This window comes from Salimicrobium halophilum, assembly GCF_900100295.1.
In the GTDB taxonomy this organism is placed as follows: Bacteria; Bacillota; Bacilli; order Bacillales; family Halobacillaceae; genus Salimicrobium; species Salimicrobium halophilum.
This window is the reverse complement of the sequence record NZ_FNEV01000002.1, coordinates 424767-437352: the sequence shown is the minus strand read 5'-3', so window position 1 is coordinate 437352 and position 12586 is coordinate 424767. Positions and strand designations below refer to the sequence as shown.

The window sequence follows — 12586 nt, the reverse complement described above, 5'->3', positions numbered from 1 at the left end:
CGAAGGATTATTTAAGCGGAAGGCAATCGCAGTCTCCTGGTGAGAAGCGCCTGTTTGTTTCTTAAAGTTTAATACATCCAGCTTGAATTGGACAGAGTATACTTGTCTGGAATGTCTCTTTTTTAGCCCTTCTTCTCCAAAAGCTTTATACGCTCGGACCCAATTTTTTATTGGGGTTTCACTAGGGATAGAGTATCTTTCAGCTAGTAAAATGTACCCTAGAGGACCTTGGAGATATTCCCTTACCACCTTCAATTTAAATTCCTCACTATACTTTGACATAAAAAACACCCCGGAAATTAGATTTTTTACTCTAACTTCCGGGGTGCAATACCAAATGGCCGGTCTTTCTTACTGACGGATTCACTAACGGTATTTATTTCAGCAGGCCGACTTCATACACAGCCCTCGCCAGCCCGCCTTCTGCTACATCAGTTGTCACATAATCGCTTACTGCTTTCACTTCAGGCACCGCATTCCCCATAGCGACTCCCGTACCGACTTCCTGAATCATTTCGATGTCATTCAACCCGTCTCCGAACGCGTAGACATCTTTCATGTCTATATCAGCCGCTTCAATGAGTTTACGGATACCTTCAGCTTTAGATCCTCCGCGTGGAATGATGTCACAGGAATATCTATGCCACCTTATATAATCAAAAGCTTTATGGGACTCCCGGTAACTATCGATCTCATCTCCTTCACAAAATAAGAGGGACTGATACATCTCCCTTTTTTCATGATATTTCTCATCTACTGAGGGATAGTCGAAATGGAGGGACTCGAGTGCTTTTTTGATTCGACCGCTTGCAGGACGAGTTGCCTTCATCGTCTCTTCATTCATGAATACCACCGGATGATTATTAGAGATGGCCTTTTCATAAAGGGAATCAAGTTCCTCATGATTGAGTGGGTTCTTATAGACAGGTGTGCCTTCGAGCACTACATACTGACCATTGAAACTGATGAATGAATCGATACCGAGTTGATCCCTTATCGCTTCATGCATAAAAGGAGCACGCCCGGTAGCTATCGCACAGTAGACACCCTCTTTCTGCAGCTTATTGATCGTTTCCAGTGTCGATGTTGGCAGGTTTTTATTGTGGTCTAATAATGTGCCGTCTATATCAAAAAAAGCTAGTTTTTTCGTCATTCTCTCTCCTCCTGGCTTAAATATTGAACTGATGGATATACTTTAGCATGAGTTCTCTTTTTTGGAAAGAACGGTGCTACGGGGTCAGTTACAGTAGTGAAACAAGAAAAAGTTTCCGCATCGGACCAACTTAATTGTTTCATTATGAAGAAAACCGTATTATACTATAAGTAACAGGGATTGGGCGGTCATACGTTTTGATAACAGTTTTCTTCCATTAGGTTGAAGGGAGATGGACGCTATGATGAAGCGTTTAAGAAGAAAGCTAAAAAAACGTTGGAAACGAATAGTTGAGAGAAAAATGTATGCTTAATACTGATGGAATTCCGGAACAAACGTGCGAACAATGAAACTTAGATTTTAGAGGAGAGATAGAAAACATGATATTCAAAGTGTATTATCAGGAACTTCCTGAAGAAGTTCCTGTACGAGAGCGTACAGATGCGATGTACGTAGAAGCAGAAACAGAACGTGAAGTGCGCACCAAATTAGCCGATAAGAACGTTAATATTGAATATATTCAAGTGTTAAGTGAGGAACACTATGAATATGAAGTTCAAAACGATGATTTCAGAGTGGAGTCTTACTAACACATGAAATTCGTAAAAAACGACCAGACAGCCGTCTTCGCACTGGGCGGACTTGGTGAAATCGGCAAAAATACGTATGGCATCCAATTTCAAGACGAAATTATCCTCATTGATGCAGGAATCAAATTCCCGGAAGACGAGTTATTGGGAATTGACTATGTAATCCCAGATTATACGTACTTGATCCAGAATCAGGATAAAATCAAAGGACTTTTCATCACGCATGGACACGAAGACCATATCGGCGGTGTTCCGTATCTTCTGCGTGAATTGAACATTCCTGTTTATGCCGGAAAGCTCGCAGCAGGTCTTTTGAGAAACAAGCTGGACGAGCATAAACTGTTACGAAATACAACATTGCACGAAATTCAGGAAGATGATGTAATCAAGTTCCGCAAAACTTCGGTTTCTTTCTTCCGGACGACGCACAGTATTCCGGATTCGTTCGGAATCGTCGTAAAAACACCTCCAGGTAACATCGTTCATACTGGTGATTTCAAATTCGATTTCACTCCTGTAGGAGAGCCTGCTAATATCGCACGTATGGCTGAGATAGGCAAAGAAGGAGTTCTTGCCCTGCTTTCCGATAGTACGAACGCAGAAGTTCCGGGATTCACTAAATCAGAGCGAGTCGTTGGCGAGAACATCGACAACATTTTCTCGAAGGCTAAAGGACGGCTGATTTTTGCAACTTTCGCTTCTAACATTTACCGTCTTCAGCAAATGGTTGAAGGTGCAGTGAAACATAACCGTAAAGTAGCAGTATTTGGAAGAAGCATGGAGTCATCCATCCGTATCGGCCAGGAGCTGGGATACATTCGCGCTCCAAAAGATACATTTATCGACGCCCATGAAATCAACCGTCTCCCAGCCCATGAAGTGACCATCCTGTGCACCGGATCCCAAGGTGAACCGATGGCCGCATTATCAAGAATCGCTAACGGTACACACCGTCAGATTCAAATCATCCCTAATGACACTGTCGTGTTCTCATCTTCCCCAATCCCTGGAAACACGATCAGTGTCGGCAGGACGATCAACAAACTATATCGCGCAGGAGCGGAAGTCATCCATGGTCCGCTAAGTGATATCCACACTTCCGGTCACGGTAGTCAGGAAGAAATGAAGCTGATGCTCCGATTAATTCAGCCGAAGTTCTTCATGCCGATCCACGGTGAATATCGCATGCTCAAAGAACATGCGAATTTGAGTCAGGACTGTGATGTAGACCCTGATAACACATTCGTCATGGATAACGGTGACGTTCTTGCCCTTGGCAAAGATGAAGCGATGGTTGCCGGCAAAATCCCATCCGGTTCCGTTTACGTAGACGGTAGTGGTATCGGGGACATCGGTAATATCGTACTTCGCGATCGCCGGATTCTTTCTGAAGAAGGTCTCGTCATTGTGGTAGTCAGCATTGACATGAAAGAGTTCCAAATCGCTTCCGGCCCGGACATCATTTCACGTGGCTTCGTTTACATGAGAGAGTCTGAAGACCTTATCAAGGATGCTCAGAAACTTGTTACCAAACATGTAAATAAAGTAATGGAACGCCGGACGACTCAATGGTCCGAAATCAAAAATGAAATCACCGATACGATTGCTCCGTTCTTGTTCGAAAAAACGAAGCGACGTCCGATGATTCTTCCTATCATCATGGAAGTATAAGAAAAAGCTGCGGAGTAATGTCCGCAGCTTTTTTTCATTTGCATGTACTTTTTAATCATCTTCCACGACCAAGTTCTTCTCGAAGCGACTGATATCCTTATCCGCTCCTATAACAATCAGGACATCACTCTCTGCGATTTTCTCTGTAGCCATAGGAGAGACGATGATATCACGGTCGCGTTTTATCGCTACTACGTTACACCCATACTGAGCACGGATGTCCAGATCGATCAGGGACTTGCCGCTCATCTTACTCCCCGCTTTGACTTCCACCACACTATGATCGTCAGAGAGTTCAATGTAATCAAGGATATTGTTCGATATGATATTATGGGCGATTCTTCTCCCCATATCCCTTTCAGGGTGCACGACGTGGTCCGCGCCTATTTTATTCAACACTTTTTCATGGTAATCATTCTGAGCTTTAACAGTCAGCGTTTTGATCCCCAATTCTTTCAATATAAGCGTCGTGAGGATACTGGCATGGATATTGTCTCCGATGGCGACGATGACATGATCGATATTACGGATCCCCAGTTCCTTTAACACACTTTCGTCCGTCGAATCAGCAATGACCGCGTGAGACGCTATATCTTTAAATTCATTCACTTTGTCTTCATCTGTATCAATGGCCAGAACGTTCATCCCTTCCTGGCTCAGTTCCCGGCAGATACTGCCTCCGAATCGTCCTAAACCGACGACTGCAAATTCTCTTTTCATCTGTACGACCTCCTTTTCCTTGCTTATTATCTCAAAAAAATAAAGGAAGGGCGAGCCCCTCCTTTATTTTTTCCCTTTTACATAATCCGCATCGAATAAAAACATCCGCATCAGCAGAATAAGGGATGGAATTAGAAGAAAAAGTCCTGCGATGAACACGATGACTAAAGCCAATCCCATGGTGTCCGGTGTGACACTCTCCGAAATTGTTACATGTGGATAGAGAAGGTACGGTAGTTTGGATATCCCATACCCTAGAAATGCGAAGAAGAACTGGAACATAACAGCAATGAATGCCCATCCGTAAAACCTCTCACTGTAAACGAGGAATACAGCAATCAGGTAAAAGAAGACACTCAGACCGAACATCCACCAGTAATCAAACATTCGGTTGAAATGTTCCGGGTTATGCTGACTGAGAGCAATAAACACAGTCATACTCGCTATAATCGTAGGTATACTCCAAAACAACGCATACTTCCTTACTAGACTGAGTGCGCCTTCATCATCCGCTCTGCCTGCATAATAAGTGAGGAACATGGAACTGATATACAATACAGAAACGACCGCGAGGAACACGACACCCCATGAATAAGGATTGAGCAGCAACTCACCGAACTGCAATCTTACATCGTCATCTGTCACATTGAGAAAACCGCCTTCGGAGATAGTCAGTGCTGTTGAAAGCGACGCGGGAATAAACAACCCGGTGGCGCCATATAAAAACATGTACACAGAATTGTTTTTCGAACCATAGCTTTCAAACGCATAAAACGAACCGCGAATAGCAAGAAGTACGATAGCTATACTCCCCGGAACCAATAGCGCCTGCCCGAAGTAATAAGCCATGTCCGGGAAGAACCCGACGAGTCCGACGAAAAAGAATACGAAGAATACGTTGGTCACTTCCCATACCGGTGATAAATAGCGTGAGATCAACTTATTCATAATGTGATCTTTATTTGTGATCCGCGCGTAATACGCAAAGAACCCTGCGCCAAAATCGATAGATGCTACAATCAGGTAACCATAGAGGAAAATCCAGAGGACGGTGATTCCTATATATTCATATCCCATCATCGCTTCCCTCCTTCATCGACTTCTTTATACAGATGCTCCAGTTCAAGTTCTGCCGGGTGATCTTTGAACATTTTTCTTAACACCACGAGCACTCCGACACCCAGAACGAAGTAGAGCAGGAAGAACAAGAGGAACATCCACCCCACATTCGGGGAAGTGGTAGCTCCTTCCGCAACAGTCATGAATCCTCGTAAAATCCACGGCTGACGACCGATCTCTGCATAGATCCACCCGAATTCTATAGCCAGCATCGAAAGAGGACCTATAGCCGCCACGGCCCACAACATCCACTTCTGATAAGGGTTCCATCGTTTCACGTAAGTCAAAAGCACATAGAGAAAGCTGATGCCGAGCACAAGGAATCCTATAGAAACCATCAGGTCGAAGATGTAATGGATCCAAAGTGGCGGTTCTTCGTCATCAGGAATCTGATCGAGTCCCGTCACTTCTGCATTGAAATCACCATAGGCGAGGAAACTGAGCATATTCGGCAATCTTATCGCACCGGTGATTTCGTTATCTTCATTCAGCGTACCGAAAACGACAAGGTCTGCCCCTTTCTCCGTTTCAAAATGCCATTCTCCTGCAGCCAGCTTCTCCGGCTGGTGCTCAGCAAGAAACTTGGCTGACAGATCCCCGGCTATAGCCGTAGAGACAGAGAAGACTAAAGCAGCTGTTACGGTTAGCTTGAGTGCACGTTTCGCATATTCCTGGTCACGCTTCACCAAGTAAGTGATTGCAGCAATCGTAGCAAGAATCGCTGCAGACGTCATATAGGCTGACGACACGACGTGAAACACTTTCGTAGGTGTTGCAGGGTTGAACATGGCAGCAATAGGATTAATGGCTGTTATTACACCATCTTCCATATCGAAGCCTGCCGGTGTGTTCATGAATGCGTTGACAGTAGTGATGAAAAATGCAGACAATGTTCCCCCGATGATAATCGGCAAAGATAATAGCCAGTGCGTCATCGGGTTTTTGAAACGATCCCATGTATAGAGGTACGCCCCAAGGAAAATCGCCTCGAAAAAGAACGCGAATGTCTCCATGAATAATGGAAGAGCAATCACCTTACCTGCCAGCTGCATGAAACTCGGCCAAAGCAGTGATAATTGCAGGCCGATAGCTGTTCCTGTTACAACCCCGACAGCTACGATGATCGTAAAACCCCTGGCCCATCTCTTGGCCATAAGTGAATAATAACGATCCTTTTTCTTGATACCGATCAATTCCGCTAAGGATATCATAACGGGTACACCTACGCCGATAGTGGCGAAGATGATATGAAAGATAAGCGTCATAGCTGTAAGCATTCGGCTAAGCATGACGGAATCCAGTTCGATCATTACAGAATCCCCCTTTATCTTTTTCCAGTGTAATCGAAACAGATACGAAATAAACACGGAAAGGATGACAACTTTGTGACACATTTCACAAATGAAGATTATGGGTACACTATACCTTATCGGACGTAATTATGTCTAATAAGATACCCTGCGCCCTTTCTTTTCAAACAAAAAAACTGCCGGTCTCCCGGCAGTCTACATAGCATCAAGCATTTGGAATTGAGACTTTACAAGCTCGTAATATTCTCCCTGTCTATTCATCAACTCGTCATGGGACCCTTCTTCAAGAATTTCCCCATGTTCCAATACGAATATTTTGTCCGCCTCGCGTATCGTGGATAGACGGTGAGCAATCATGATCGCCGTGCGACCTTCCAAAAGTTTATTCAGGGCTTCCTGGATTTTCATTTCTGTCTCCGTATCGATACTTGATGTGGCTTCATCAAGTATGAGGATTCGCGGGTCCGCCAGCAGCGCTCTTGCGAAAGATAAAAGTTGCCTCTCCCCCACTGATAAAATATTCCCTCTTTCTTCGACTTCCGTTTCGTACCCGTACGGCAAACGACTGATGAATTCATCGGCTCCTACGACCCTTGCCGCTTCTTTGACTTCTTCGTCACCGGCATCCGGTCTTCCGAACCTGATATTTTCCATAATAGTACCGGAGAAAACGAATGTATCCTGGAGGACTACACTGATCTGTGACCTCACACTATCGATCGTCGCGTCCTTCAGATCGATTCCATCAATCATCACCTTCCCTTTCGTAGGATCGTAGAACCGGCTGATCAGATTGGCGATCGTCGACTTCCCTGATCCGGTATGACCTACGAGTGCTACCGTCTCCCCTTCTTTCATCTCGAGAGACAAATCAGGAATCGCGATCCTGTCTTCGTCGTAAGCGAACTGGACATGGTCGAATTCAATATGCCCTTTCATATCCTTGATATCGACCGCATTCTCTTTCTCTTTGACATTGGGCTCTTCGTCAAGGAATTCAAAAATCCGCTCGGAAGCAGCCATGGCCATCAGCAATTGGTTATACATCTGTCCAAGCCTTGAGATCGGCTCCCAGAACATACCTAGATAGAAAGAGAACGACACGAAGATACCGATTGTTACATCTCCGGAAAGAATCAGGTGCGCCCCGTAGGCGATAAGAATAACGGTTCCGACTGCATTACTCATTTCTACAAAAGGCCGGAACATCGCACTCTTCTTCGAAGCTTCCTTCCATGCTGCGAAATTCGACGTATTGATTCCTTCGAAGTACTCTTCGTTCTCTTTTTCCTGAGCAAAAGCCTGGGTGATCCGCATCCCCTGAAGACTTTCATTCAGATGTGAGTTCAGTTTCGACTGTTCGATACGTACCGTCTGCCAGGACCGGCGTATATTCCTTCGAAGTTTCGTGGAAATATAAAACATGATCGGAATGACGATCAGCACTGCAATGGCAAGTTTAGGGCTCAGAGCGAACAACATTATAATAATTCCCGTCAGCAGCACTATATCCATCAATACGTTTATGATTCCGTTCGTGAACAGTTCCTGCAAAGAGTTGATATCATTCATGATCCGAACAAGAATCGACCCCGCTGATTTCGTATCGAAAAAGCGGTGGGATAAGCGTTGTACATGAGAAAATAAATGCTCCCTCAAATCATAAATCACATTCTGTCCCAAAATGTTTACGTATTTGATCCTCAATAGGTTACCGACGTAGTTGAACAAATACATAACGGCAATACCTATAACCAACCAAGTCAAAAGTGACACGTCTCCACTTTTGATGGCAACATCAAAAGCTACACGCCCTATCAGAATCGGTACAAAAAGCCGGACTAGAGTCGACACTAGCATAGCGACAATCGCAATCGGCAATAGTTTTCTGGTGTAGGGTCGTACGTATCGGAGCAGTCTTACAAGTTGTTTCCAGTTGAACGGCTTTTCAATAGCATGGTCTTGTGTATACTGAAATCGTTCCAAGTGTTTTTTATTCCGTGCCATCCGTAAAGGCCTCCTCTCTATCTCGGGGATGTTTTCATGATCCGTTCTTTATCTTTGTACTGGATATCATAGATCCTCCGGTAAATGCCGCCATTTTCAAGCAACTGGTCGTGCTTCCCTCTTTCTCTCACTTCCCCGTCTTCTAATACGAGGATTTCGTCGGCATGCTTCAGGGATGAAATACGGTGAGCGATAATAAACGTCGTCCGCCCTTTCATCACTTCTTTCAGCGCCAATTGAATTTTGAATTCTGTTTCCATGTCTACAGCGGAAGTTGCATCATCGAGCACCAGAATACTTGGGTCAATCAGAATGGCTCTGGCGATAGCTATCCTCTGTTTCTGTCCACCGGAAAGCCCCATCCCTCGTTCTCCGAGAAGCGTATCGTATCCATCCGGCGTGTCCATAATGAAGTCATGGGCCTGAGCTCTTTTGGCAGCCTTGATGATCTCCTCTTCTGAGGCGAGCGGGTTGCCGTAAGCGATATTCTCTTTGATCGTAGTCGAGAACAGGAAGGATTCCTGCAGCACGAACCCGATATTTTTCCTCAAATACTGGAGGTCATAAGATTCTACCGGCTTTCCATCTACATATACCTGTCCCGATTCCGGTTCATAAAACCTCGTTAATACTTGGGTAAGACTCGTCTTCCCTGAGCCTGTGGCACCTATCATTCCTATGGTCGTACCGGCAGGAGCATCGAGCGTGATGTTCTTCAATGCCTTCTCTTCTTCTCCTGGATAGGTTAACGTCACATCACGGAAAGAGACCGTACCTTCAAGCCTCTTCTCTTCCACTGAAGGATCATTCACTACGTCCTCTTCTTCCTCCAATATACTTAAGAGACGTTCTCCCGAAGCTTTGGACTGCGAAAACAGGTTAATGACGAAACCGAAGTTCATCAACGGTCCAAGGATATACCAGACAAGGTTGAAAAATGCGACAAGTTCCCCTACCTGAAGCTCTCCGGTCGTCACTAAATAACCACCGAAGGCGAGCAGCAAAACAACACATACATTGCCGATGAACTCCATCAACGGGAAAAATTTCGCCCATATGTTCGACGTATTGATATACGTAGTACGATAGTCTTCACTTCGATTAAGGAACCTTCCCACTTCAAAGTCTTCCCTGGACAAAGATTTCACCGTATTCATCCCGCTGATATTTTCCTGTACCCTGGTGTTGAGCTTTCCGTACGATTTCCTTATTCTGCGGAAAGCCGGGTGCACCTTACGATCGAACCGAAAAACGACCACAGCCAGAAACGGCATCGCTGCCATGGTTACAAGAGCAAGGGGAACCGAGTAGTAAAACATTACACCGAGACTCACGCTGATCAGTAAAACGATACGGATGAACTCGGAAAAACCGAAGGAAAGGAAAAAACGAAAACCGTCGACATCTGCTGTCAACTTCGACATGATATCTCCGGTCTTGGCGTTGTCATAATAACGAAAGGACAAACGCTGGAGTTTTTGATAAAGAGCTTCCCTCAGCGAATATACCGATCGGATACCGAAAAAATCGCCCAAATACTGATGGAAGTATGTAGCGACTCCCTTGATTGCCATCAGACCGAGGAAAATGGCGCTTAAGTAAGGAATCCATCCATACTTTCCGTTCCTGATCACTTCATCTATCGTTATCTGTAATATAACGGGATAAACGACCGTAATAGCCGTCACAAATAGCAGAGCGAACAACGACCATAATAGCCACGATTTATATGGCCAGTAAAATTGTTTCAATTTCTTAAATGTTTCCATTCCTTCCACCTCTTTTCACACTACCTTAAATATATCGGTTTTCGAAATAAATTACCACTGATTTGTCAGTATTTTTGAAAATTTGCAAAATGAAGATTATTGTCGATTATTGAAGGGTATAGTTGATTTCGGTCTATCTTTTTTATATCATTTTCATTGGAGAGGAGTGAGCTTATGGAAATCTTCGGGTTGGAATTCAATCTTTCCGAAATCGTAAGTGCGATTGTACCAGTATTATTACAGGTTTTATTACTACTTATCGCTTTTGCTATCATTAAGCCGATAGGGTCAAAAGCTATCACTAAAATGATCGAGACAATGGGAGCGAAAAAGAACCTGTCTCCCGGGAGAACAAAGACACTTGAAAAATTATGCATCAACGTTTTTTCTTACGCTCTTCTGTTCATCCTTATCGTCATGCTTCTCGGAACTGTGAACATCGATATCGGACCGCTTCTTGCGGGTGCGGGAATCATAGGTCTTGCCATTGCTTTCGGGGCTCAGAATCTTGTAGCTGACGTCGTTACCGGCTTTTTCCTGCTACTTGAACGTCAGGTAGAAGTAGATGACTATGTGACCGTAGGTGGATATGGAGGCATCGTCGAGGAAGTCGGCATCCGTACGACCAAAGTGCGTGGCTTTGATGGCACTCTGCACTTTGTGCCGAACCGACTGATCGAAGGGGTCAGCAATCACTCCCGCGGAAATATGCGGGCTCTTGTCGACATTGGAATTTCCTACGACGACAGTATCGATGAAGCGATGAAAGTGCTGCAGGAAGTAGCTGATCGGTTCAAAGAAGATGAACGATTCAAAGAAGGTCCGGATGTACTTGGCGTTCAAAGCATTGGATCCTCAGATATCGTTATTCGTATTCTTGGTCAGACGAAGAACATGGAACAATGGGCGGTGGAAAGAGATATGAGAAAAGCTATCAAAGAAGCTCTCGATGAAGCCGGCATCGACATTCCGTTCCCTCATCAAGTCAATCTTTATAAAGGCGAGGCCAAAGAAACGGTCTAAAATGAAAAACGCATGCAGTCAAGCTTAAAAACTTGAATTGCATGCGTTTCTTATATTTCGACTATAAGCGGTAAAGCGTATCCGTCACTACTGCTATTCCATATTCAAGCGCTTCTTCTTTAGGTTTCAACGTAGCCTGATGGAGCCCTGCCTCTGAATCGACTCCAAGCCAAAACATGAATCCGGGAATTTCCTTCAGCATGTAACCGAAGTCTTCTCCCGTCATCGCACGATCCGCTTCACGCCAATCATACTCAAGCTCATCCATGAGAGCGGTGAATGTGGAGGTGAGAGTTTCATCATTGTACACCTGATAATAATTGGACCCATAGTCGATCTCGACACTACAGTCATTCGCTATTTCCATTCCCCGGGCTATTTTCTCCAATTCTTCTTTCACTTCTGTCATGACGGTTCCGGAAGTCGTACGAAGCGTTCCTTCAAGCCTCGCCGTTTCCGCGATTATGTTCTGAACAGTACCCGCCTCTATCTTCCCTATCGTAACGACCGCGCTCTCGAGTGGGTCTACTCGTCTCGCGACTATCTCCTGGATCTGCGTCACGAAATAACTTGCGGCTACCGTCATATCCTTCGTTTTATGAGGATAGGCAGCATGCCCTCCTTTTCCTTTGAAGTCGATGAAAAGTTCACTCGTGTTAGCGAACAGGAGACCCGGTTTTACGGAAAGGGTGCGTGCTGGAAGTTCAGGAGCTACATGAAGAGCGAAAATCTCATCAGGACGCCACTTTTTCATAGGCTCTGCTTCGAGCATCGGTTGTGCCCCACCCGGTCCCTCTTCCGCAGGCTGGAACAGGAATAAGACATTGTTTTGCGGAGGGGTTTCCGTCATTTTCTCTAAAGCCCCAAGTGCAATCGTCATGTGGAAATCATGCCCGCATGCATGCATTCTGCCTTTATGGACGGAAGCAAATTCATATCCGGTTTTTTCTTCGAGTGGCAGACCATCAATATCTGTTCTATAGCCTATCGTCTTTTCAGGATTTTCCCCCTGGACGAAAACGAATATGCCTGTGCGCCACGTCTCAACGGTCAAGCGATCCTGAGGCATGCTATCAATGGTTTCAAGTAGCATTTTCTGTGTTTTCACTTCTTCGAATCCAAGCTCCGGAATCTGATGCAAAGCTCTTCTCATTGCTATATAATCCAACTGTACCTCTCCTTCCGTAAAGAAGAGCTGCCCCTTCTGAGGACAGCTCTTCACCC

Annotated in this window: 11 protein-coding genes; 3 read left to right on the top strand and 8 right to left on the bottom strand. The window is 44.9% G+C overall.

Annotation, left to right across the window (positions count from 1 at the left end; translation table 11 throughout):
- On the bottom strand, positions 1-282 hold a 282-nt coding region (locus BLQ44_RS05735), incomplete at its 3' end, for a helix-turn-helix domain-containing protein (protein ID WP_143004696.1).
- Between the two features lie 94 nt (positions 283-376).
- Entirely contained in the window at positions 377-1153 is a 777-nt protein-coding gene (locus BLQ44_RS05730; RefSeq protein ID WP_093192900.1) for a Cof-type HAD-IIB family hydrolase, read from the bottom strand.
- A 380-nt stretch (positions 1154-1533) separates the two neighbouring features.
- Here BLQ44_RS05730 and BLQ44_RS05725 point away from each other — a divergent pair, with 380 nt between their 5' ends.
- Together BLQ44_RS05725 and rnjA are read left to right on the top strand one after the other, a co-directional pair.
- Positions 1534-1743: a DNA-dependent RNA polymerase subunit epsilon gene (locus BLQ44_RS05725; RefSeq protein ID WP_093192899.1), complete on the top strand. Its 210-nt coding sequence runs from the start codon at positions 1534-1536 to the stop codon at positions 1741-1743.
- Between the two features lie 3 nt (positions 1744-1746).
- The gene (gene rnjA, locus BLQ44_RS05720) at positions 1747-3414 is read left to right on the top strand and encodes a ribonuclease J1 (protein ID WP_093192898.1); all 1668 of its coding nucleotides are present in this window, start codon (positions 1747-1749) and stop codon (positions 3412-3414) included.
- Positions 3415-3465: 51 nt separating this feature from the next.
- On the opposite strand, the gene BLQ44_RS05715 is transcribed toward rnjA, so the two are convergent.
- The 5 genes from BLQ44_RS05715 to BLQ44_RS05695 form a co-directional block, all read right to left on the bottom strand.
- The gene (locus BLQ44_RS05715) at positions 3466-4134 is read right to left on the bottom strand and encodes a potassium channel family protein (protein WP_093192897.1); all 669 of its coding nucleotides are present in this window, start codon (positions 4132-4134) and stop codon (positions 3466-3468) included.
- A 63-nt stretch (positions 4135-4197) separates the two neighbouring features.
- Positions 4198-5211 (bottom strand): cytochrome d ubiquinol oxidase subunit II, encoded by a 1014-nt coding sequence (locus BLQ44_RS05710; protein ID WP_093192896.1) that lies wholly within the window; start codon positions 5209-5211, stop codon positions 4198-4200.
- The gene (locus BLQ44_RS05705) at positions 5211-6563 is read right to left on the bottom strand and encodes a cytochrome ubiquinol oxidase subunit I (protein ID WP_093192895.1); all 1353 of its coding nucleotides are present in this window, start codon (positions 6561-6563) and stop codon (positions 5211-5213) included. The genes BLQ44_RS05710 and BLQ44_RS05705 overlap by 1 nt, the downstream gene beginning before the upstream one ends.
- A gap of 195 nt (positions 6564-6758) precedes the next feature.
- Positions 6759-8570 carry an ABC transporter ATP-binding protein gene (locus BLQ44_RS05700; RefSeq protein ID WP_093192894.1) on the bottom strand — a complete coding sequence of 604 codons (1812 nt, stop codon included), beginning with the start codon at positions 8568-8570 and terminating at the stop codon, positions 6759-6761.
- A 17-nt stretch (positions 8571-8587) separates the two neighbouring features.
- Positions 8588-10339: an ABC transporter ATP-binding protein gene (locus BLQ44_RS05695; RefSeq protein WP_093192893.1), complete on the bottom strand. Its 1752-nt coding sequence runs from the start codon at positions 10337-10339 to the stop codon at positions 8588-8590.
- A gap of 174 nt (positions 10340-10513) precedes the next feature.
- On the opposite strand from BLQ44_RS05695, the gene BLQ44_RS05690 reads away from it, so the two are divergent.
- Positions 10514-11362 carry a mechanosensitive ion channel family protein gene (locus BLQ44_RS05690; protein ID WP_093192892.1) on the top strand — a complete coding sequence of 283 codons (849 nt, stop codon included), beginning with the start codon at positions 10514-10516 and terminating at the stop codon, positions 11360-11362.
- 61 nt (positions 11363-11423) lie between these two features.
- Here BLQ44_RS05690 and BLQ44_RS05685 read toward each other — a convergent pair whose 3' ends face one another.
- Positions 11424-12515 carry an N-acetyldiaminopimelate deacetylase gene (locus tag BLQ44_RS05685; RefSeq protein ID WP_245688108.1) on the bottom strand — a complete coding sequence of 364 codons (1092 nt, stop codon included), beginning with the start codon at positions 12513-12515 and terminating at the stop codon, positions 11424-11426.
- Positions 12516-12586: the final 71 nt, after the last annotated feature.